Origin of the sequence: Fuscovulum ytuae, assembly GCF_029953595.1 — a bacterium.
Classification (GTDB): Bacteria; Pseudomonadota; Alphaproteobacteria; order Rhodobacterales; family Rhodobacteraceae; genus Paragemmobacter; species Paragemmobacter ytuae.
Window position 1 is genome coordinate 2,640,936 of sequence record NZ_CP124535.1, and the last position, 23,668, is coordinate 2,664,603.

Here is a 23,668-nt window from a genome sequence, read left to right on the forward strand (position 1 = left end):
CGGTAATAGCTGTTAACGTGCGGTGCGGAAAAGCGAAAGGATGGCCTTATGGGCCATCCTTTGCCGTTTGCGCCATCTTTGGCCCTATTCTGCCACGTGCAGGCTGGGCCGTGGGGTGGAGGAGGGCCGCGCCTCAAGTTCACCGACCCTTTGACCCAGCGCCTCGATCCGTTCAGCGAGGATATGCGCGGGTGGTTCATCGGGTTCCACCTCTTTCGGGCCAATGATCCGGCTGAAGATGCGGGTCATGAGGCGAGAGAGATCGTCCATGATGAGGAAGAAGGCCGGAACGATGACGAGGGAGAGGACGGTCGAGACGATGATGCCACCGATCACCGCCGTGGCCATGGGCGCACGGAAAGACCCGCCTTCGCCCACGCCCAGCGCGGAGGGCAGCATGCCAGCCGACATGGCGATGGAGGTCATCACGATGGGGCGGGCGCGCTTGTGGCCAGCCTCAATCACGGCATCGAAGCGCGACATGCCTTGATTGCGCATCTCGATCGCGAAGTCGATCAGGAGGATGGCGTTCTTCGTCACGATGCCCATCAGCATAAGTATGCCGATCAGTACCGGCATGGAGAGGGCGGAGTTGGTCAGGATCAGTGCCGCCGCCACGCCGCCGATGGCGAGGGGGAGGGAGAAGAGGATGGTGAAGGGCTGAATCACCGATTTGAACAGAAGGATCAGCACCGTCAGCACGAGCATCAGCCCAAGGATCATGGCATTGCCGAAGGCTGCCATGAGTTCCTGCTGCACCTCGGCATCGCCTGCCTCTTGCACCCGAACGCCGGGAGGAAGTTCAACGCTGGCGATGAGTTCGTTGAAGCGGGCGGTTGCGGTGCCAAGTGCCACGCCGACGGGGAGGTTGGCCCCGATGGTGGCGCGGCGTTCGCGGTTGAGACGGTCAACCGTCGAGGGGCCTTCGGCGATGGCGATATCTGCCACGGCGGATAGCGGCACGGTGGCCCCCGTTCCGGTGGCGAGTTTGAGCGCGCCGATGCGGGTGAGGTCTTCGCGGCTGGCATCGTTCAGGCGGACACGAACCGGGATCAGGCGGTTGTCGATGGAGAGTTTTGCCAGCGCCGCATCCACATCGCCAATGGTGGCGACGCGGACAACCTCGGCTATTTGGGCGGTGGTGATGCCCAGACGTGCTGCTTCATTCGCGCGGGGGGTGATCTGAATTTCCGGGCGGGGCAGCGCACCTTCGGAGGCAACGTTGGCAAGAAGCGGATCGCCAGAAAGCGCCTCTTCTAGCCGAGCCACGGCGGTGTTCAGATCGGCCTCGTTGTTGGCGAGGATGGAGAAGGACAGGTCGCGTTCGCCCCGATCATTCAGCTTGAAGGCGCGGATATCGGGGACGGCAGCGAGGCGGCGGAAAATTTCCGCTTCCACTTGGTTCTGGGGGATTGTGCGGCCGGTGTTTTCGACATCGGGCACGATCTGACCTACGACGGGGATCTTGTTGGCGATCTGGGACAGTTTCAGGAGAAGGGAGTGATCGAGTCTTTGGAGGAGAACGGTCACAGAGGCGCGGCGGATGTCGCGGTCGCCTGTGGGGGATGAGCCGCCGAGGACAAAGACATTTTCGACCCCTTCGACCTGACGGATCACTTCCACCATCTTCAGTGTGGTGCGGTCGGTTTCGGCCAGCGTGGTGCCGGGCGGCAGTTCGACCGAGATCGGGATACGGCTGACGTCTTCCGGTGGGATAAAGCTGCCGGGGACCTTGAGCATGAAGTGGATGGATACGGCCAGCACAGCTATGGCCCCAACGAGCGTCAGGTAGCGGGCGGGGATGAACAGGAAGCGACCGGCCGTGGTGGCGCGCACGAAGCGAAGGTAGCCCTTCATGATTGGACCGTCTTCAGCGTGCTTTTCTTCGGCATCCTTGGCGCGCATCAGATAGGCGGCCATCATTGGCGTGATGAGGCGCGCAACGATCAGCGAGAAGATGACGGCGATGGCGACGGTAAGGCCGAATTGCCGGAAATATTGCCCCGGAATGCCTGGCATGAAGGAGACGGGCACGAAGACGGCGACAATGGTGGCCGATGTCGCGATGACGGCGAGGCCGATTTCATCTGCGGCATCGATGGCGGCGCGGTAGGGGGTTTTGCCCATGCGGATGTGGCGGGCGATGTTTTCAACCTCTACAATCGCGTCATCGACAAGGATGCCGGTGGCCAGCGTGATGGCGAGGAAGCTGACAAGGTTCAGCGAGAAGCCCAGAAGATCCATCACATAGAAGGTGGGGATCGCCGAAAGAGGCAAGGCCACCGCCGAGATGAGCGTGGCGCGCCAGTTCTTGAGGAAGGCGAGCACGACGAGGACGGCGAGGATCGCGCCTTCGATCAGGGTGTGCAGCGCGGCTTCGTAGTTGCCGTAGGTATAGAAGACGGTTTCATCGACCAGCTTGATCTGCACCTCAGGGTGGACGGTGCGGAGCGTGTCGAGTTCGGCATTCACCACTTCGGCGACCGAAACCTCAGACGCGCCTTTGGCGCGGAAGACGGCGAAAGTCACGACCTGTTCGCCGTTCAGCCGCGAGAAGGAGCGGAGTTCTTCGTAAGTGTCATTCACCTGACCAAGGTCAGAGAGCCGGACATGGCGGCCAGAGGGGAGCGCGATGGTGGTATTGGCAAGGCGTTCCACCGTCTGCGCATCGCCCAGCGCGCGGATCGCCTGTTCGGCGGCACCGAGTTCGGAGCGCCCCGAGCCAAGATTGGCGTTGGTGGCACGAAGCTGGGCGTTCACCGCGCTGGCGGTGATGCCATAGCTGTCGAGCTTTACCGGATCGAGTTCAACACGGATTTCGCGTTCGGCCCCACCGTATCGGTCGACGCGGCCGATGCCTGTCTGGCCCTGAAGGCTGCGGATGATCGTGTCATCGACGAACCAAGAAAGTTCCTCGATCGTCATGTCGGGGGCGGAGACGGCAAAGGTCATGATGGCCTGACCTTCGACATCGATCCGGGTGACGACGGGGGCTTCGATCGACCCCGGCAGATCGCCACGGATCTGATCAATGGCGTCCTTTGTGTCTTGCACCGCCTTATCGGTGGGCACTTCCATGCGGAATTCGACGACGGTCGTTGATACGCCATCGGTCACGGTGGAAACGACGTTCTTGACCCCGGTGATGCCGGCGACGGCATCTTCGATTTCCTTGGTGATCTGGGTCTCCATCTCGGCCGGGGCCGCACCGGATTGGTTCACGGTGACGGCGACGAGAGGGACGTCAATATTCGGGAAACGGGTGATGGGCAGGCTGTTGAAGCTTTGCCAGCCCAGCACAAGGAGCAGCACAAAGGCCAGCAGCGGGGCGACGGGATTTCGGATCGACCAAGCGGAGAAGTTCATCGCCGAAACCTCAGTTCGTGGTCACAGGGACAGGGTTGATCTTGTCGCCATCGCGGACGAAGGCACCGGCCTTGGTCACCACGACATCGCCGGAGGAAAGGCCTTCGACGATTTCGATCCAGCCAGCGTCGCGGATGCCCGTCTTGACCGGGGTGCGGGTCACCTCTCCATTCACGACCTTCATTACGGTGCTGCCACCGGCAGAGGAACCGACAGCGGTAACCGGCACAGCGACGGTTTCGCGTTCGGCCACAAGGATTTCGGCATCCATGAACATCCCGGCGCGGACATCGGTGGCTTGATCTATGGTGATGCGGGCGCGGCCAAGGCGGGTGGTGGTGTCGATCGTCGGTTCCACGAGGCGGACAGTTCCAGTCAGACGATCAGGTGCGCCGACGGCGACCATCGATACGATTTGGCCGGGGGCGAGGCGGATGAGATCAATCTCAGCTACGTCGCCAGAAAGTTCGAGGGCGCCATCGCGGATTATGGTGAACATCGGCTGCCCGGCCCCAGAGGCGATGGAACCGATGACGGCGTTGCGGTGGGTGATTTCGCCGGAGACCGGGGCCCTCACCTCGGACCGCGAGAGTTGCAGATCGACATTCGCCAGTTGCGCCTGCACCAGAGCCAGTTGGGCGCGGGCGGCTTCGAGTGATTGGGTGGCGACGGTGACGCGGGCGGTGGAGGCGATGGCATTCGCGCTGGCCTGATCGGCGGCGGCCTGCGAGGCGGTGCCCTGCGCCTTGAGCGCGGCGGTCCGTTCGTTGACCCGCTGCGCCTCATCTGCGGCGGCCTTCGCTTCGAGAAGTTGGGCTGCGGCCTGCGCGATGGTCGCCTCGGCCGAGGCGCGGGAGGCGATGTATTGGCTTTTCTGCAATTCGAGTGTGGTTTTCGACAGCGTTGCAAGCACCTGCCCTTCGCTGACCCAATCGCCGACATCGGCAAGCAGGGTTTCGATGGGCTGACCTTCGATCAGTGGCGCGACTTGCACCTGTTCCACCGGGTTCACCAGACCCGATACGATGACGCGATCCCGCAGCAGGCGAGTCTCGACGGGCGAGACGGTAATGGCCGGAAGAATGGGGGCGTTTTCAACTGCGGCCTCATCGGCGGCATAGATTGGCGCTGCGAAGGTGAGGGCGGAGAACAGGGCGGAGGCGACAAGAAGGCTACGCATGAGGGATCAACCTTTCACATCGTCACTGACGATTTCGTCGAGAATGCGGTTTAGGGTTCTAATGATGAGCGCGGTGAGGTCTTCCTGCGCTTGCGGGGTTTGCGAACGGTGCATGGCGCTGGCCTTGACCATCATCACGAGGAGGCTTGCATGGGCACCGTAGGTGACATGGGCCTCTTCGAATGAGATGCCTCTTACCCGTGCGAAAACGATGCAGAGATAACGCTTCACTTCGGTTTCCATCTGAAGCGCGATTTCAGCGATCTCGGGTTTGCGGCGGGCGGCGGCGGTCACTTCGGCCCAAAGCTGGCCATCGTCGGTGCAGGTGTCTTCTTCGATCCGGAAGCGGAGCGCCTCGCGCAGGGTGCGCATCGGATCGGGGCTTTCAATGATCTGGCTGAACTGATCTTCGACTTCGGCAAGGTCGCGTGTGACGAGGGCGGCAACGATGGCGGCCTTGGACGGGAAGTAGCGGTAGAAGTTCCCCACACTCATCCCGCAGGCGCGGGCGAGATCCTGCATCGATGCGCCGTCAAATCCCTTTTCAGCAAAGGCCAGACGCACACCTTCGAGGATTTCGACAGCGCGGATTTCGGCCTGTGGTGGGGTGCGATCGGGTTGGTTCAAGGTGCGTCTCTGGTTGGGCTTAAGCGAGAATGAACGTTCATTCACACATAGAAGGTCGTCGGTCGGCGTCAAGCGCTTTGTGGAGGAGAAGGGGGCCTGTGGCGGAAGATTTCCGGGATTTTTTATAGTTTTCGGGAGTGGTTTTTCTAACTTTCGATTTTAAGGCGAGAAACGAGTGCAATTAAAGGTTGCGAGTTAATTGGATCTTGAGGGGTGCGGGATAAGGGTCGGAGCGGCCAGATCGGGGGGAAAGCTCGGTCCTTTTGGGCCATTCGTGACCGACGGCAGGTAGCGCGGACAACGGCGTCGGCAGCAGTGTCGTTGAGGATAAGGAGTTGGCGCAAAGGGTACCTTGATCCCGTCGCAATCTGGGCATGGCCGCCCTGATGATGCCACATTGTGGCCAAACGGCCACGATTTTGACGGCAAAGTGGTCTTTTTTGGGGGGACCTGACCGTAAACTGGGGTTTATGGGCCCATTTTCGCCGCCCAACCCCGATTGACGGCGAAAAATGGCTTAGGAGCAGATGATTCGTTTCCGTCTTGGTTCGGATTGTTCCCCAAGCCTAAACAGACCACACGCTTAGGTTGTATGATTGTCATTCAAAATACTCTAGGGCGTGAATTGTGCCTTATTCTGGAGGGGCTAAAGGCATAAATAAGGCGAAAATTTGACCGACATCTGTTGGCGCGTTAACGAAAGTTAATACCGTCCCATACGTTGGGATGCACCCGCTGCCAGGAGTTAGGTCATGAAGTCTCGTCGTTCGCGTTACATTCCCAAGAAGCGTAAGGTTGCGGGTTTCGGCTCGGCCTTCATGATCATGGGGACCCTGTTCATTCTGCCGCATACGGCGGGTGCGCATGTGCAATCGCTTTCCACTGATGATGAAGAAGAACAGTGGTGCGAAATCCTTGAGGAAGTCCCCCTCAACGAAGCCCTTCTCGCCCAGCTGCGGCTGAGAGAGGATTATCTTGAGATCCTTGAATACGTGCAGAACGAATGCGGTGATCTGGCTGGTCTGCTGATCGGGCCGACGGGAACGATCCCGGAAGTGGCCGATCAGGCGACGGACGGGCCTGATAATGACCCGCCAGAGGATGATGACGAAGGCGATACGCCGACGGACCCGACGATCCCGACCGATCCGAGCAACGGAACGGACCCGGTGGACCCGACCAACGGCACCGACCCGGTCGATCCGACCAACGGCACGGACCCGGTTGATCCGACCAATGGCACGGACCCGGTCGATCCGACCAATGGCACGGACCCGGTCGACCCGACCAACGGCACCGACCCGGTCGACCCGACCAACGGCACCGACCCGGTCGATCCGACAAATGGCACGGACCCGGTTGACCCGACCAACGGCACCGACCCGGTCGACCCGACCAACGGCACCGACCCGGTCGATCCGACAAATGGCACGGACCCGGTTGACCCGACCAACGGCACGGACCCGGTCGACCCGACCAATGGCACGGACCCGGTCGACCCGACCAACGGCACCGACCCGGTCGACCCGACCAACGGCACGGACCCGGTCGACCCGACCAACGGCACGGACCCGGTCGATCCGACAAATGGCACGGACCCGGTCGATCCGACCAACGGCACCGACCCGGTCGATCCGACAAATGGCACGGACCCGGTCGATCCGACAAATGGCACGGACCCGGTCGATCCGACCAATGGCACGGACCCGGTCGATCCCGATGACTCGGACGACGACAACGACGACTCGGACGACGACAACGGCGACGACCCTGAAGACGATGGAGAGCCCGAGGACGACAACGGCGATAAATCCAAGGAAGACGACAAGTCCAAGGATGACAACGGCGACAAGTCGGGTGACGACCGTGGCGACAAGGATGACAACGGCGACAAGTCCGGTGACGACCGTGGCGACAAGGATGACAACGGCGACAAGTCCGGTGACGACCGTGGCGACAAGGACGACAACGGCGACAAGTCCGGTGACGACCGTGGCGACAAGGACGACAACGGCGACAAGTCCGGTGACGACCGTGGCGACAAGGACGACAACGGTGACAAGTCCGGTGACGACCGTGGCGACAAGGACGACAACGGTGACAAGTCCGGTGACGACCGTGGCGACAAGGACGACAACGGTGACAAGTCCGGTGGCGACAAAGGCGACAAGGGCGGAAACGGTGACAAGTCCGGTGGCGACAAGGGCGGCAAGGGCGGCAACGGTGACAAGTCCGGTGGCGACAAAGGCGACAAGGGCGGAAACGGTGACAAGTCCGGTGGCGACAAAGGCGACAAGGGCGGAAACGGTGACAAGTCCGGTGGCGACAAAGGCGACAAGGGCGGAAACGGTGACAAGTCCGGTGGCGACAAAGGCGACAAGTCCGGTGGCGGCAATGGTGGCAAGTCCTGATCGCCAGCCCAAATGAAATGACGAAGGCCCGCGCTATTACGCGGGCCTTTTTCTTTTGCCTCGGGTCGACGATTAGCCGAGGTCGCGGATTTCAGCCTCGTATGCCGGGAGAACTGTCTCAAGCTGGCGGGCGAACCGTTCAGAGAACCCGACTAGGTCACGCCGAATCGCGCCAACACCATCAAGGGACCTTCCGGGCAGCAGGTTGAGGGACCGACCATCATCGCCTGCGGCGTGGCGAAGGGCCTCTTCTTCCACAGGAAGACCAAACTGTGTGAGGAGGCGGCGTGCGGTACCGACAGGATCGGCCACCATCTCTTCATAGCGGATTTCGGCCATCGGATTGGGCATCGTAGCCTGCCAGCGGCGGGCAAGATATTCGGTCCGGGCGATGGCGCGGGCGGCGGTGCCGAGGTCATAGGTGTAGCGATGCGCCTTGTTGAACTGCTTGAAGTAAAGTGACGCGGCAAGATCGCGTGTATCCCGGCGGACAAAGACGATGGGCACATCAGGGTGCAAGGGGCCAAGGAGGCCGAGTTGTTCCAGACTGCCGGGCGTCGTATCGATGCAGCGGATGGCCCCTTTCTTGGGGCCGTATTTCAAGCGATCCGCAAAATGGTCACGGATGGGTTGGCCAGGCAGGGCGCGCAGGGCGCGGATGGTGCCATCTGCGCCACCAGACCGATCTACATCGAGGAAGAGGTTATAAAGAACAGAGGTTTCCCCGACTGCATAAAGACTGGGCTGAGACCCAAGCAGCTTTTCCAGAAGCGTCTTGCCCGACCGGGGAAGGCCCGCGATCACGAAAAGGGGGCAGGCGTCAGGTGGGGTCATCGGGGAATGGCGCCGCTGGAAGGCCAAATCGAGTTCCGGCAGCAGGCGGCTGAAGGAATATTCGAGGCGGCGGTTTTCGTGCACGTCTTCGCGCATCCGGCGGTTGCCTTCGTCAAAAAGGCGGAAGGCCAGATCATCTTCGCCGGCGACCATGTGAATCTGGGCGCGCAGGAACCATGTCGAGGCGCGATCATAAGGTTTCATCCCATCGTCATCGGCAGCGCGGACGAGTTGGGTATAGATGTCATCCTGCGGCGTGATGGTTTCGAAATCCATCAGCTCGCGGATCGAGTTCAGATGGGCAGGATTGTCGCGCAGGATGGCGCGATAGATGGTGGCGCCCTTTTCCCAACGGCGTGCAAGGACGTGGATACGCGCCTGCATGATGCGATGGGTAACAGAGGAGGGGAATAGTTTCGCCGCTTCGCGCGCATTTTCAATTGCAAGATCAAGCCGTTCCATCGCGATGAAGGAGCGGGTGCGTATCTTCCACGCCTCGGCCTGTTTACGATCGATGCGGGTGACTTCGTTGCACAGGATGATCGCCTGTTCGAAGCGTCCGTCTTCTTCTGCTTCGTCGGCATCTTCCAGCTTGTCTGCGAGGGCGTCTTGCAGGCTGCTCACACTCTGGTCCGTTTCTTGATCTTGGTATGCGGTCGATAAGGCCTTGAGTTGGACGTCAGGTCAAGGCAGGCAGACCGGCAGGGCCGCGAAGTGGCAAGGCCCTGCACAAACGGGAGCGATCAGCTGTTGGGTAGAATCCCCCCGGCCATGACCGATACCCAGCGCGACGGTTGGCGCGGATCTTGCAGACGCAGGAAAGTGTAGCCGGTTTTCTGCCACGGCAGGATGCGGCTGTTCATGTTATCGAGGACGAGGTCCTGCGTTCCGGTGCGAAGGATGAGAACGGCATGGGGTTGGCGCTTGCGATCCAGCACGACGGCAATGAGAAGTTGCTCCGCAGGGATTCCCACGCGGATCAGTTCGCGCTTTTTGTAAAGCGCGTAATCTTCGCAGTCGCCGCCGCGCGCGGTGGGAAGGGACCAGCGTTCCATGATGCGGTATTGGTTCAAGTCCGAGATCGGCCGGATGCTGCGATTGGCGCGGGAGTTCACGGTGCGCACCGTTTGCATCAGCGCGTCATCGACCAGAATGGTGCGGTTGGATTTCGCACAGGCCCAGTCATACGTCGCGCAAATGCCCTGTGCGCCAGGGGGGGGCGTCACCTCAGCCCGGATTGGGATGATGTCGGCCGAAGGGCGACGCGCATCGATAGCCATGGCGGGCATGGTGGCAGCCATACCGAGCAGAACGGCAAGCACGGCGGCCCCTGCGCGATGCGCAAAGAAGTGCCGGAAACGGTGCGGGCGAGCGAGCATGGTGGTCCCCGAAGATAAGCAGAGCAGCGGGGACAGAGGACATTTTGCAGGCGGCGTGGGTGGGGCCAAAAAAAGGCAATATCAGCACATCTCTGGGACGGAGAAGGGGCAGAATTGCAACCAATAGGGGTAGTTAGGGGAAGAACTCGCTTATTGGTTATAAATTAGCATCAGTGACGGGCATCCGTTCGTATGGGGTCGAACAGCAGACGTAGCCCATTTAAGACCACAAGAAGCGTGCCACCTTCGTGCCCGATCACCGCTAGGGGAAGCGGAAGGTCGAAGAACAGGCCCCCGATGACCAGAAGGACCATCGCGCCCAGCGCGAAGGCAAGGTTCTGGCGGATGATGCGCGCGGTGCGGCGGGCGAGGTGATGGGCGGCGGCAAGGCGTTCCATGTTTTCGGACAAAAGCGCGACCTCGGCGGCCTGAAGTGCCACTTCGCTTCCGGCAGCGCCCATGGCGATGCCGACATCGGCGCGGGCAAGGGCCGCGGCGTCGTTCACGCCATCGCCAACAAAGGCGACGGGGCCTTCGCGAGCAAGTTCGTCAACCAGCCGAACCTTTTCGCCGGGCAGAAGATCGGCCTGAATATCCTGCGGGGCAAAGCCGAGCGATTGGCCGATACGCAAGGCGACAGGGCGCCGATCCCCGGTCATCATCCGGAATTGGGTGATGCCAGCAGTGCGCAATGCCTCGAGCCCGCGACGGGAGGTTTCGCGGGGCTGATCCGCCACGGTGATTGCGCCCAGAAGACGCGGCCCAGTTCCAAAATACACGACCGTTTCCGCCCCATCCGCAAGTTCGGCCAAGGCGGGGTGGTCCTCGGTGGCCTGCATTCTGGCAAGCATGCGTGGATTGCCCGCCCAGACCTGCGCGCCTTCGCATTTGCCGATGATGCCTTCGCTGGGGCTGGAGGTTACTTCGGTGACGGATTTCGGCATCAGGCCCTGTGCTGCGGCCGCGCGGCGAATGGCGGCGGCAATCGGGTGTTCGGATTGCGATTCAAGTCCTGCCGCAAGGGTCAGAAGACCGTGGGCATCCCCTTCCACGGGCAGCACGCGGGTAACCTCGGCCTTGCCGGTGGTAAGGGTGCCCGTCTTGTCGAAGGCGAAGCTTTTCACTTCGGCAAGGCGTTCAAGCGCGGCGCCACCCTTGAACAGGACACCACCCCGCGCAGCGGCGGAGAGGGCGGAAAGGATGGCGGCAGGAACGGATATGACGACGGCGCAGGGGCTTGCCGCGACAAGGATGGTGGCGGCACGGTAAAGGGCATCGGACTCTGGCATCCCAAGGCGGATGAACAGAAGAAAGAGGAGAGATGAGCCGAGAAGGACAGCAATCGTATAGCGCTGGCCGAACCATTCGGAAAACCGTTCAGAGGGGGCCTTCATTGCCTGCGCCTCTGTTACCATTCGGATCATGCGGGCGACGGTGGATTGCGACAGGGGACGGTCCACGCGCAAGGCGAGGATAGCGTTCAGGTTGACGGTCGCCTCATGAAGTTTCGCACCGGGTGCCTTTGTTACGGGAAAGGATTCCCCCGTGATGGAAGATTCGTCCAAGGCGCCTTCGCCTTCGATCAATGTGCCGTCGACGGGAACGCGGGCGCCGGGACGAAGGATGACCGTATCGCCCATGACAAGCGTATCGACGGCGACCTCTTCCGTTGTGCCGTCATCGCGGCGAAGGACCGCTGTTTCCGGGCGCAGGGCCATCAGGGCCTCGACCGCGCGGCGGGCCTTGCCCATCGCCCGATCTTCGAGCGTGCCGGAAAGGGAGAAAAGGGTGAGAAGCACCGCCCCTTCCAAAGCCGATCCAACAGCGGCGGCAGTCAAGGCAGCGATGACCATGAGAAGGTCGATATCCAGCACCTTTTCGACCCAAAGCGCGCGCAGAGCTGAGGCGGCCGCTGGAATGCCGCCTGCAAGATAGACAGCCCAGAGAGCAGGTGATGCAACGGCAGGCGGTAGGGTAAGAAAAAAGGAACCGGCAAGAACGATGACCATTCCCGCGACGGTGATCACGGTGAGGAAAAGTCCTAGTCGATCATCCGTAAACAGTTCCTTCATGATTGCATGATTATCGCAGTGCAGGGCTTGGACAAGCGATAACACCCAATCCGGCAACGCTGCGTGCAACCTATGGGATATTGTGAATCAGGATCGGTTGATGTTTATGAATCCTCGGGTGTGGGCCTGCCGCAGTTTGGCTGTGGCCGGAAGGCAGGAGGATAGGGTGCCCGAAGAGATTTCGGTCGTTCGGATGCTCAATGAGCTGGTGCGGACGCCACTTCCGGGCCTCGATGAGGCTGTAAGCCGCTGTATCGCGCAGTTGGCCGAGGTTTCCGGTGCAAACTGGGCCTGCCTTTATCGTATGGAAGAGGCGCACCTTCGGAAGCGCAGCAGTTATATTGCGCCGGGACACGAGGCCATCGAATGCGATGGCGACAGGCTGTTGCAGCCGCTGCTGCCCGAGTTGATTGCGAACCGACCTGTCCATGTGGCTGACCGGACCGCCCTGCCCGCCGATAATCCATTGCACGAAGTGGCCGTCTGCGGTGCCCTTTTGGTGCTGCCGATCAATGAAAACGGGAAACTGACCGGTGTTCTGGCTTTTGTGTTCGCAACGCCGCAAACCGATTTTGGCCCCATCAAGATCGACCGGATGAAGGCGGCGGCGGAGGTCCTGGAAACGGTGCTGGCCCGCCGCGAAACAGAAATGCGCTATCTGGAAACGTCGCGGCGCATGGAGGCGACGCTTTCCGCACTGCCCGATCTGCTGTTTGAGGTGACCGCAGATGGGCGGTTCTCTGGTTTCGTGGCCGGACCAAGGCATCTGATGATTGTGTCGCCGGAAAAGCTGCAGGGGCAGAGCTTTGCCAAATTGCTGCCGCCCAAGGTGACCCGAATCGTGCAGGGTGCGCTTGAACGGGCCTTGAGCGAGGGCCGGGTGGAGGGTGTGCGCTATCGGCTGGATCTGCCGGACGGGCCGCATTGGTTTGAATTGACGGGTGCAATGAAGCCGTCGGATGCCCCCGATACGCCGCCAAACGTCATCTTTCTTGTGCGGGACGTGACCGCCGACACGCGCATGCGCGACGAGGTGACCCAGCTGGGCAAGATCGTCGAGGCGATGTCAAACCTCGTGTGTATCATTGATCTGGATGAGAAGGTCGTCTGGTGCAACGCGGCCTTCGAAAAGCAGACTGGTTGGAGTCTTGATGAGCTGCGCGGGCGTAACTTGGGCGAGGTGATCCGCGTTCCGGGCAACGATCCCAAGAATGTCGAGGCCGTCCGCGAGGCGATGCGCCAGCGTGAGCCTTATTCGGGCACGACGATCAATCAGGATCGGTGGGGGAATCGCTATTGGATCGATTTCAACGTGGTGCCTTTGCACGATGCGCAGGGTGATCTGGCAGGTTTCGTGACGATTGAGACGGTGATCACCAAGCTGAAGGAGCAGGAAGCGGCCATGGCGGGCCTTGCCCGTAGCGCGACAGAGGCGCGCGAACGGCTAGAAAACGCGGTGCGCGCCCTGCCCGATGCGGTGATCATCCTTGATGATCAGGAGCGTGTCGTGGTCGCCAATGGTGCCTATGCCAACATGCTGCCGGGGATGGCCCCATTTGTGCGACCGGGTGCGAAGTTGGAAATGACCCTTCGCAAGGGCGTTGAGCTTGGAATTTTTGGCCCCTGCTCATCCCCCGAAGAGGCCGAGGCTTGGGTTGCCGAACGGATGGCCACCTATCGGAAACCCTTTGATCAAGACGAGGTGCAACTGCCGGATGGCCGTTGGATGCGCCGTCTGCACACCCGAACGTCAGACGGTGGCATCGTCGCCATCGCCATCGATGTGACAGCGCGGCACAATCAGATTGCCGCGCTGGATTCCGCCAATCAGGAACTGAGTGCAGCACTTGAGAAGCGCGATCAGGCCGAGCGCAATCTACGAAGCATCATCGACGGGGCGGCGGTCGGCACATGGGAATGGGATATCGCCAACGATGTGCTGCGGGTGGGGGGCCGCTGGGCCGAGATGTTGGGCCGCGACAAATCGGAATCCGGTCTCTTTACCTTGTCTGAATTCCGCGCCTCGATCCATCCGGATGATGTGGTGTTGCTGCCCAATCCGTTTCGAGATGACCTTGAATTGGGCGAAAGATTTCATGAGATCGAATTCCGGCTGCGCCATGATGATGGCGGCTGGGTGTGGGTGCTTTCGCGGTCGCGGGTGACAGAGCGGGCTGCGGACGGCACTCCCCTTCGTATGGCGGGGGTTCATCTGGATATCTCGGACCGCAAGCGGCTGGAACAGCAGTTGCAGGCCGGGCGCGCCTATCTGTCTGAGGTGATGGATACATCCATCGCGGCACTGGCGGTTCTGAATGAGCGTGGGGCCATGACCTATGCCAATCAGGAAGCAGAGCGAATTCTGCGGCTGGAAAGATCGGCCCTCCGCGGCCGTCTTTACAACGATCCAAAATGGCAGCTTCAGCGGCTGGATGGCACGCCCCTACCGGATGAAGAACTGCCATTCCGGCAGGCTTTGGCCCATGGTGGGATCGTGCGTGACATTCGCTTTGCCGTCCATTTGCAGGACGGGACGCGGCGGGTTCTTTCGGCGAATGCGGTTCCCTTGATGCCAGCCGATGGCGGGCAGCATGTCGTTGTATCCTTTTCCGACATCACGGATGAACTGGCCTCCACCGCCCGGTTGGAAGAAGCGCGCGCCAAGGCGGAAGAGATGAGCCGCGCGAAATCGATCTTCCTTGCCAATATGAGCCACGAGATCCGGACACCTTTGAACGGGGTCTTGGGGATGGCAGAAGTACTGGACAGCCTTGTGGGAGTGCCGGAACAAAAGCAAATGGTCGCGACCATCCGTCGTTCGGGCGAGACACTGTTGACGGTGCTGAACTCGATCCTCGACATGTCGAAGATCGAGGCCGGGAAAATGGAACTGGAACGGGTTCCGATGGTGCTGTCGGATATTCTTGCCCAAGTCGAAGCGCTGCATCGGGTGAAGGCCGAAGAAAAGGGGTTGGAATTGCAAGTTCTGACCAGCGCGGGGGCCGATCTTCCGCGCATAGGCGACCCGCATAGGTTGACTCAGATCCTGAACAACCTTTTGAGCAATGCGATCAAGTTCACCGAATCCGGGCGGGTGCGGCTAAAGCTGTCTTGCCGCCCGGGCAAGCCCATCAACATAGATGTTTCGGACACCGGTGTCGGCATGACCGAAGCACAGCTTTCCCGTGTCTTTGAGAGTTTCGAACAGGCCGATGGGTCGATGACCCGGCGCTTTGGTGGCACCGGTCTGGGCCTTTCGATCGTGCGGCAACTGGTTGTCCTGATGGGGGGGATGATCTCGCTTCAAAGCCAAACGGGGGAAGGGACACAAGTGCGCGTCGTGATCCCCTTGCCAGAAGCAGAGATTGGATCGGTGTCGGTTCCCGAACCGGATGAAGCGCCCGACATCTCTGCGCTTCAGGGGCGTAACCTGCTGATCGCCGATGACAATGTCACCAATCGGATGGTTCTAGCGGAAATGCTTGGCCATAGCGGATTGCGGACCACGATGGTGGAGAACGGGCTAGAGGCCGTGACAGCATGGGAACGGGCGCAGGCGCAGGAAAGCCCGTTTGACCTGTTGCTTCTGGATATTACCATGCCTGTCATGGATGGAATGCGCGCGCTTGCCGAAATCCGTGAACGTGAAGGTCATTCTGGGAACGCCCCTGTTCCTGCGATTGCAGTGACGGCGAACGCCATGCCCAATCAGGTTGCCGATTACATCATGGGGGGCTTTGACACGCATCTGGCAAAACCGTTCAAGCGGAAAGAACTGCTTCATGCCGTGAAAACACTGTTGCGGGGTTGAAGCGATTTTCCACCGAAATATCGCTTGATCGTAAGTGGGAATCTGGTTCTGTGTTAAGACGTATTTCTATCCCTGATTTGACCACATTATCGCCCATGAGTTGTGGTGCGGTGGAATTGGGCTAGTTATTGTAAACAGGGCATGTGCATGAACGCTGCGACGTATCAGCAGAAGTATCGCGTCCTCCTTGCGGAGGATGATGAGGTGAACCAGCAGATTGTGATGGCGTTCCTGTCGGCAGCGCCCCATATCGAACTAACTATCGTCGGCGATGGGCGCAGCGCGTTGGAGGCTGCGCTGGGCACGAAGTATGATTTGATGCTGTTCGATCACAATATGCCCCATATCACGGGTGATCGGGTGATCCGCTATCTTCGGTCTGGAAACTCGAGCAATGCAGCGACGCCCGTCATCCGTTTCACCGCTGATGCGGATCGGGTGGATATCCGGACACAGGATGGATTGATCGATGCCATCCTGCCCAAACCCCTGAAGGCCGAGACATTCCTTTCGACGATCGAATCCATTCTGCAACTGGGGTGATCCGTGACCCGCATTTGGCCATGGAAGGCGCGGATGACGACTGAACGCGAAGAGCCATTGCGTAATAGCGCCGAACCGGACTGGGGCCTTGTGACCCCTGAGGCGCTTTTGATGGCCGAACGGCGCCTGCGCGATGTGATCGAGGGTGCGCAGGTGGGCACCTGGACCTGGGATTTCGATTCGGTCGGCCAGATTGTGAATGATGTCTGGGCGGCGATGCTGGGCTACGAGCTTTCGGAATTGCCGCTGATTACCTATGAGACGTGGAGCACGTTGATCCATCCGGATGACAAGGATTGGGTCGAGGCTGAGTTGCGCAGGTGTAGCGAAGGCGAAGACGACAGCTATGAGGCCGAATACCGGGTGCGCCACCGGGCCGGCCATTGGATATGGGTGCTTGATCGCGCAAGAGTGGTGCGCCGCAAACCGGACGGATCGCCAAAGGTGATGGCGGGCATCCAGATCGAGATTTCGGAACTTAAGTCACGCGAGGCAGCACTGATCCGTGCGAAGGCCGAGTTGGAACAGGCGCTTGCGCTAAGGGCCAGCGCAGAACAGCGGTTTTCGGACATCGCGGCGGTGACGGATGGCTGGCTGTGGGAACAGGATCAGGACCTGCGTTTTTCCTATCTTTCGGCGACGGAACATCTTGAGCAGCTGGGGCTGAATGCAGACAGCATCATCGGCAAGACGCGGGACGAGTGGCTAAAGGAGCACCCAGAGGTGCGGGCCAGCGCGGATTGGGAGATCGTCCTGTCGGCGCTGCGCGAGAGGAGACCATTTCGCAATTTTGTCTATCGTGCGCCTCTGGCACCCGATGGAAGCGAAAGATGGTTTCGCATTTCGGGGCAGCCGGTCTTTGATGGATCGGGTGTGTTTCTTGGTTATCGCGGCGTCGGATCTGATGTTTCAGAGCTGTATCTTGCGAAAGCGAGGGCCGAAGAGGCGAGTCGGACGAAATCCATGTTCCTTGCGAATATGAGCCATGAAATCCGCACGCCGATGAACGGCGTTCTGGGGATGGCCGAGGTGCTGGAGGCCGCCCTGACCGACCCGGAACATAAGCGGATGATCGGCACGATCCGCAAGTCGGGTGAGACGCTGTTGAATATCCTGAATGATATCCTTGATATGTCGAAGATCGAGGCAGGGAAACTTGAACTCGAGAATGTCCCGTTCAGCCCTGTTGAGTTGGCCGAGCGTGTAGAAGACCTGCATCGCCTGAAGGCAGATGAAAAAGGGCTGGATTTCGAAGTTCTGGTTTCCACAGGGGCCGAGTTGCGGCGGATGGGCGATCCGTTCCGGGTGCAACAGATCATGCATAACCTTGTGTCCAACGCCATAAAGTTCACCGATCAGGGGGAAGTGACGGTCGAGGTTTCGGGGCGACTGGGGACGCCGTTGGTCCTTGAGGTGCGGGACAGCGGCATCGGCATGTCGGCCGAAGAGATCGATCGATTGCATGAAGAATTCCGGCAGGCGGATAGTTCCGTCACCCGGCGTTTTGGCGGCACCGGGCTAGGTATGGCGATCACGCGAACCTTGGTGAACCGGATGGACGGCGATATTCGCGTGACGTCTGCCCCCGGTGTTGGGACGACGGTGCGGGTCACCCTGCCCCTATCCGTAACGGAAGCTGCGCCAGAGCCCGCATCCGTGCAGACAGAATTGCAGGTTGACGGGCGGCTGGATGGGCTGCGGATTCTGGCTGCGGATGACAATGGAACAAACCGTTCCGTTCTGGAACTGATGCTGACGCGATGTGGTGCGACGGTGACCACGGTGGATGACGGATGGCAGGCCGTTCAGGCATGGGAGCCGGGTAAGTTCGACGCCGTTCTTTTGGATATCGCGATGCCAGTGATGGATGGCAAAGGCGCACTTGAAGAAATTCGGGCCCGCGAGGCAGCTATCGGCAAGGGCCGGGTGCCGATCATCGCAGTGACGGCGAATGCGATGTCGCATCAGATCGTGGAGTATCTGATGTGGGGGTTCGACAGCTGCGTGTCGAAGCCGCTGACCATGACCGATGTTACCAAGGCCATTCGGTCACTGGTGATGAAGGCCTAATCTTCGGTCAGTTCAGCCAAGAGCGACATGAATTCTCGCAGTGCGCGTTGCAGAACCTTGGGGGCTGCATCTTTGGTGCAAAGTTGTTCGACTTCATCGGCGATCTCGCCCAATCGCGTATGGCCGAGTGAGGCCGCAACACCCGCAATTTTATGCGCGACAATGCGGATATCGTTTCGGGCAGGCGCAGGGTCGTGGCCTGATTCCAATTGCATCCAGCCACTATTGAGGATGTCGAGCCGTTCACCAGCGGCCATGCGGAACATCCGGTCAGCGCGCGCCAAAGGGTGATCGGCATTCTGGCCTACCCACAGCCCGACTGCCGTCATGCGACGAGTTGCCCGTTCTTGCTGCGGCGTTCCGGTGGCGTCGTCGCCGACTGGATTGCGCGTTCAAGGATGCGGGTCGGCTTTGTCGGTGAAAGGAACGCGCTGCGCGCGGGTTCTCCTACGCGGACCTGAGGCACAGGCAACCGATCCGATGCATAGATGGTTTCAAAATCCATCAGGCCAATATTGATAAGGATTTCAAGGTCATCCGGCGATTGTCCAAGATCACGTTCCGTCATGCAGACGAAGGTGCCGCTTCCGGCATAAGCGATCATGACCTCTTCGGTCTTGAGTGCGTCTACGATCTGAGCGGCCACATCACCAAGCATCTGCACATAGGTCGCGCCAGACGCCTTGTTAAAAATGATGCTGGCGTTCTTTACGTGGATCGCAAAGGCGGAGGTGGAATACATCCGCTTGACCCCAAGGGTCAGGAGGTAGTTTTCCATCGCGAGAAATTCGATGCCGCGTTCGAAACCGGGGATAAGGATCGGGGTTTCGAATTCGGCCTTTATCTCGGCCGCTGCGGCACGTTGACCGACGAGGCGCGCGAATTCTGCAAGGCGCCGGCGTTCGGCGAGAAGGCGGTCAACCATCCCGATCCGGGCCCGCAATTCGATGATGTCGAGGGGCTTGGTGATGTAATCGGTCGCACCGGCAGCGAATGCTTCATCCACGGCATTCTTGCCGGACATGGCAGTGATCATCAGGATCGGGGTCTGCCTGTAGGCCGTGCGTGTGCGGATGGCGGCCGTAACGGCGGCACCGTCCATGTCGGGCATCTGCATGTCTGACAGGATGCAATCATAGAGCGTCCCGGAATAATCCAGTTCGTGCAACGCCTCTTCACCAGAGGGCATGGTTGTAACCTGTGCGTAGCCGATCATCTTGAGCATACCGGCCAAGAGTTCGAGAAACACAGGATCGTCATCGATCGCGAGGATTCTCATTACAAAACTTCCCATTCCTTGGTCACGCTGCCCTGATTGGAAGGGTCACACGCAAATCAGCTACCCCAGCCTAAAATTCATCCTTAATAACGGCAAAAGTAGGACAGGTTAACGGTGTTTAAAGGCCGGTAAACGATCGCTTTGGCGGGGACCAGCGCTTCAATCAGATCGGCACCGTGGTCCGGAGAGAATCTTGTGGAAAACTGAGGTGAAATGGGAAATTGCCTAGATTTCAGGCAAATACTGACCGTGCGGACAGAGCGTAATCGTGACGGAAAGCGTCGTTTTTGACCCCTTTCGATTGACGCACCCCGCCTCGTCGCCCTAGGTAGGGCGATCAACTAAGCGTCGCCTAAGCGACCGATCCTCAGGGGGTATTTGAATGCAGGGTCTGCTTGGACTCTCGACACTTATTGATCGTTTCAATGTCATCGTCGGTAAGGCGGTCGGCTGGTTGATCCTTGTGGCCATTCTGGTGAGTGCGGCCAACGCCGTTGTGCGGAAAGTATTCTCTACCTCGTCCAATGCTTGGCTGGAATTGCAGTGGTATCTGTTCGGGGCGGCGTTCATGTTGGCTGCCGCCTATACCCTGAAGCAGAACGAACATGTGCGCATCGACGTGATCTACGGCCGGGTGAGCGACCGCACACGGCAGTGGATTGATCTGTTGGGGCATCTGTTCTTTCTGATGCCCTTCGTGGGGCTGATGGTTTACTACCTTGTGCCTTATGTTGCTTCATCTTTCCGGAGCGGCGAGGTGTCGACGAATTCCGGCGGGCTGATCATCTGGCCTGCAAAGGCCATCCTACTGATTGGGTTCATTCTTCTGACGTTGCAGGGGATTTCCGAGATCATAAAGAAGGTCGCGATCATGCGCGGGCTGATCGAGGACCCGCATCCGTTCCATAACGCCAAGGAGCAAGCAGAGCTTGAGGCGCAGGCTTTGCTGGATGAGGTGCGGAAATGATCGAGTTCATCGCGCTTAACCTTGCGCCGATCATGTTCGCGAGCCTCGTGATCTTTTTGATCCTTGGCTATCCGGTGGCGTTCGCCCTTGCCGCGAACGGGTTGTTGTTCTTTTTCATCGGGGTGGAGCTTGCGCCTCTTTCGGGTGGGTCGATCACGCTGGATTGGCCATTGCTGAACACCCTGCCCAATCGCATCTGGGGGGTAATGTCGAACGAGACCCTTTTGGCGATCCCGTTCTTCACCTTCATGGGGATCGTTCTGGAACGGTCCGGGATGGCTGAGGATCTGCTGGACACGATCGGGCAGTTGTTCGGGCCGATCCGGGGTGGCGTGGCCTATGCTGTCATCTTGGTGGGCGCGCTATTGGCTGCGACGACGGGGGTGGTGGCGGCATCGGTGATCGCGATGGGGCTTATCAGCCTGCCGATCATGTTGCGCTATGGGTATGACCGTCGCGTGGCAGCGGGCACGATTGCCGCCAGCGGGACCTTGGCGCAAATCGTGCCGCCATCGCTGGTTCTGATTGTGCTGGCGGATCAGTTGGGTCGATCGGTTGGCGATATGTATCACGGTGCGATCCTGCCCGCGTTGATCTTGGTCGGGCTGTATATGGCCTATGTCTTTTTGCTTTCGATCTTTCGGCCGAATGCTGTGCCTGCCCTGCCGCCCGAGGTGCGGACGCTGGGTCGTGGGGTGAAATCGTTGTTGGTGGCCGCAGCGGCAATGATGGGGATCGGCTATGGCGCGCACGTCTGGCTGTATCCGACCCAAGGGGCGAATGCTGATGTTCTGGGTGCGGTGGTCGGTGTTCTGGTGATCTATGGGTACACGTTGGCCGACAAGGCGCTGGGCCTAAACACGATGTCACGGTTGGCGCAGCAGGTGATATTTGTGCTGATCCCGCCGCTTGCCCTGATTTTCCTTGTGCTCGGGACGATCTTCATCGGGCTTGCGACGCCGACCGAGGCGGGCGCGATGGGGGCGGTAGGGGCGCTGGTTCTGGCCTTTATGAAGCGTCGGCTCAAGTTGCCGGTCATCACCCAAGCGCTGGCGGCGACGACGCGGTTGTCGGCTTTCGTGATGTTCATCCTGATCGGGGCGAGGGTGTTTTCGCTGACCTTCTATGGCGTGAATGGCCATGTTTGGGTGGAGCATCTGCTGACGTCGGTCCCCGGAGGCGAATACGGGTTCCTGTTCGTGGTGAACGTGGTCCTGTTCGTTCTTGGCTTTTTCCTCGACTTCTTTGAACTGGTCTTCATCATCGTGCCGCTGATCGTGCCTGCGGCGGATGCCTTGGGGATCGATCTGATCTGGTTGGGCGTAATCCTTGCCATGAACATGCAGACGTCCTTCCTGACGCCGCCCTTCGGCTTTGCCTTGTTCTATCTGCGGTCGGTCGCGCCCAAGTCGCGCTACAAGGATACGGTCACTGGAAAGTTGGAAGATCCGGTGCGGACGGATCAGATATATGCAGGCGCGATCCCGTTTATCGTGATCCAGATGTTCATGGTGGTGGTGGTCATCCTCTTCCCGCAGCTGGTTTTGCACTACAAGGCACCGGTGATCGATCCGTCGACAGTGACCATCGAGATGCCGACCTTGCAGCCGTTGGGTGGTGGGCTTGGCGGTTTGGGCCAGCCGGGCGGCTTGGGCGGGGGGCTTGGAGCGCCAGCCGGGTTGCAGCCACCAGGAGCAGCACAAGGTGGGCTAGGCGCGCCGCCAGCTTTGCAGCCGCAGGGAGGGCTGGGTCAGCCCCCTGCCCTGTTGCAACCGGGTGGATTGGGGCAACCCCCAGCAGCGTTGCAGGCCCCGGCTGCGGGGAACTGACGAAAAAACCCCCGGTCTTGCGACCGGGGGTTTCCTTTTGCGTCCGATCTGTCGGGATCAGAGCTTTCCTGCGTTCTGCTGAAGCATCATGAACGTGTCGTAGTTGTATTCTGCGACCTGTGCCCAGGTGTAGTTCTCTTTGCGGAAAGCCTTGATCGAGCCCCAAAGCTTGGCGAAGCCGGGGTTGGTCGCCTCCATCTCGGCGTAGACCTCGTTCGCAGCGTTGAAGCAGGCTTCGAGGATTTCTGGAGAGAAGGGACGCAGTTGTGCACCACCGGCCACCAGTGATTTGATCGCGGTGGGGTTCTTGTAGTCATACATCTGGAGCATGTTCGCGTCGGCGGCCTGCGCAGCCGTGCGCAGCAGAGATTGATACTGCGGCGGAAGCGCCTCGTACTGCGCCTTGTTGAACATGAAATGGACGGTCGGGCCACCTTCCCACCAGCCGGGATAGTAGTAGTAGGGCGCGACTTTGTTGAAGCCAAGCTTTTCGTCATCGTACGGGCCGACCCATTCGGCGGCGTCGATGGTGCCCTTTTCAAGCGCCGGATAGATATCGCCGCCCGCGATCTGTTGCGGCACGACGCCGAGCTTTTCAAGGACCTTGCCCGCGAAGCCGCCGACCCGCATTTTCAGACCCGAAAGGTCTGCCACGCTGTTGATTTCCTTACGGAACCAGCCGCCCATCTGGACGCCCGTGTTACCGCCCGGAAGTGCGACGATGTTATGCTGGGCGAGGAATTCGTTATAGAGGTCGATCCCGCCGCCGTGGTAGTGCCACGCGTTGATCCCGCGGGCCGAGAGCGAGAAGGGAACGGCGGCGGCAACGGCCCAAGCCGGATCCTTGCCCCAGTAGTAGTAGCCGACAGTGTGGCAGGCTTCGATATTGCCGGCCGTCACTTCATCCGCGGCCTGAAGTCCGGGGACGAGTTCGCCTGCAGCGAAGACCTGAATTTGGAAGTTGCCTTCCGAAGCCTCGGACACCATACGCGACAGAACCTCTGCCCCGCCATAGATGGTATCGAGCGACTTCGGGAAAGACGAGGTGAGGCGCCAAGTGACCTTTGGTGCTGTCTGCGCGATGGCAGGTGCGGCCAATGCGGCGGCCCCGACACCGCCAACGGCGGCCTTGGTCAGGAATGAACGGCGATCCATGTATTTCCTCCCATGATTTGCTTTTGCGTTGGTTAGTTGTGACGAATTTTTATTTCTGCAACCTGCGAGATACGCAAGCCCCGTCACGCGTGATGCGCAGTTTTTCCGTGCGCAGGAAGATTAGTTAACCCAAGGTAAATGCGGG

The 23,668-nt window shown here is 60.0% G+C and carries 15 protein-coding genes; 6 read left to right on the plus strand and 9 right to left on the minus strand.

Features of this window, described 5'->3' with window-relative positions; translation table 11 throughout:
• Positions 1-84: 84 nt before the first annotated feature.
• From QF092_RS12740 to QF092_RS12750, 3 genes are read right to left on the minus strand one after another with little or no spacing between them, the layout of a single operon-like run.
• Entirely contained in the window at positions 85-3,366 is a 3,282-nt protein-coding gene (locus tag QF092_RS12740) for an efflux RND transporter permease subunit (RefSeq protein ID WP_281464270.1), read from the minus strand.
• Positions 3,367-3,376: 10 nt separating this feature from the next.
• Complete coding sequence (locus QF092_RS12745; RefSeq protein ID WP_281464271.1) at positions 3,377-4,546, minus strand: efflux RND transporter periplasmic adaptor subunit; 1,170 nt, start codon at positions 4,544-4,546, stop codon at positions 3,377-3,379.
• Between the two features lie 6 nt (positions 4,547-4,552).
• Positions 4,553-5,173, minus strand: a complete 621-nt coding sequence (locus QF092_RS12750; RefSeq protein WP_281464272.1) for a TetR/AcrR family transcriptional regulator — start codon at positions 5,171-5,173, stop codon at positions 4,553-4,555.
• Positions 5,174-5,925: 752 nt separating this feature from the next.
• Between QF092_RS12750 and QF092_RS12755 the strand changes: the two genes are divergently transcribed.
• Positions 5,926-7,584 carry a DUF4573 domain-containing protein gene (locus QF092_RS12755; protein ID WP_281464273.1) on the plus strand — a complete coding sequence of 553 codons (1,659 nt, stop codon included), beginning with the start codon at positions 5,926-5,928 and terminating at the stop codon, positions 7,582-7,584.
• Positions 7,585-7,656: 72 nt separating this feature from the next.
• On the opposite strand, the gene QF092_RS12760 is transcribed toward QF092_RS12755, so the two are convergent.
• The 3 genes from QF092_RS12760 to QF092_RS12770 form a co-directional block, all read right to left on the minus strand.
• Positions 7,657-9,042, minus strand: coding sequence for a tetratricopeptide repeat-containing sulfotransferase family protein (locus tag QF092_RS12760; RefSeq protein ID WP_281464274.1), 1,386 nt, complete (start codon positions 9,040-9,042; stop codon positions 7,657-7,659).
• Between the two features lie 119 nt (positions 9,043-9,161).
• On the minus strand, positions 9,162-9,797 hold the full coding sequence (locus QF092_RS12765) for a transglutaminase-like cysteine peptidase (RefSeq protein ID WP_281464275.1): 636 nt from the start codon (positions 9,795-9,797) through the stop codon (positions 9,162-9,164).
• Positions 9,798-9,967: 170 nt separating this feature from the next.
• Positions 9,968-11,869 (minus strand): heavy metal translocating P-type ATPase, encoded by a 1,902-nt coding sequence (locus QF092_RS12770; RefSeq protein ID WP_281464276.1) that lies wholly within the window; start codon positions 11,867-11,869, stop codon positions 9,968-9,970.
• Between the two features lie 166 nt (positions 11,870-12,035).
• Here QF092_RS12770 and QF092_RS12775 point away from each other — a divergent pair, with 166 nt between their 5' ends.
• The 3 genes from QF092_RS12775 to QF092_RS12785 all read left to right on the plus strand — a co-directional run bounded on the left by QF092_RS12775 (position 12,036) and on the right by QF092_RS12785 (position 18,293).
• A complete protein-coding gene (locus QF092_RS12775) occupies positions 12,036-15,680 on the plus strand; it encodes a PAS domain-containing protein (RefSeq protein ID WP_281464277.1) in 3,645 nt (1,214 codons plus the stop codon).
• Positions 15,681-15,827: 147 nt separating this feature from the next.
• A complete protein-coding gene (locus QF092_RS12780; protein WP_281464278.1) occupies positions 15,828-16,223 on the plus strand; it encodes a response regulator in 396 nt (131 codons plus the stop codon).
• 33 nt (positions 16,224-16,256) lie between these two features.
• Entirely contained in the window at positions 16,257-18,293 is a 2,037-nt protein-coding gene (locus QF092_RS12785) for an ATP-binding protein (RefSeq protein WP_281464279.1), read from the plus strand.
• Here the strand turns inward: QF092_RS12785 and QF092_RS12790 are convergent.
• Together QF092_RS12790 and QF092_RS12795 are read right to left on the minus strand one after the other, a co-directional pair.
• Positions 18,290-18,622: an Hpt domain-containing protein gene (locus QF092_RS12790; RefSeq protein ID WP_281464280.1), complete on the minus strand. Its 333-nt coding sequence runs from the start codon at positions 18,620-18,622 to the stop codon at positions 18,290-18,292. The two genes, QF092_RS12785 and QF092_RS12790, sit on opposite strands and share 4 nt — an antisense overlap.
• Entirely contained in the window at positions 18,619-19,572 is a 954-nt protein-coding gene (locus QF092_RS12795; protein ID WP_281464281.1) for a response regulator, read from the minus strand. The genes QF092_RS12790 and QF092_RS12795 overlap by 4 nt, the downstream gene beginning before the upstream one ends.
• Before the next feature lie 382 nt (positions 19,573-19,954).
• On the opposite strand from QF092_RS12795, the gene QF092_RS12800 reads away from it, so the two are divergent.
• Complete coding sequence (locus QF092_RS12800) at positions 19,955-20,539, plus strand: TRAP transporter small permease subunit (RefSeq protein WP_281464282.1); 585 nt, start codon at positions 19,955-19,957, stop codon at positions 20,537-20,539.
• Positions 20,536-22,368 carry a TRAP transporter large permease gene (locus QF092_RS12805; RefSeq protein ID WP_281464283.1) on the plus strand — a complete coding sequence of 611 codons (1,833 nt, stop codon included), beginning with the start codon at positions 20,536-20,538 and terminating at the stop codon, positions 22,366-22,368. The genes QF092_RS12800 and QF092_RS12805 overlap by 4 nt, the downstream gene beginning before the upstream one ends.
• Positions 22,369-22,425: 57 nt before the next feature.
• Here the strand turns inward: QF092_RS12805 and QF092_RS12810 are convergent, their stop codons facing one another.
• Complete coding sequence (locus tag QF092_RS12810; RefSeq protein WP_281464284.1) at positions 22,426-23,523, minus strand: TRAP transporter substrate-binding protein; 1,098 nt, start codon at positions 23,521-23,523, stop codon at positions 22,426-22,428.
• Positions 23,524-23,668: the final 145 nt, after the last annotated feature.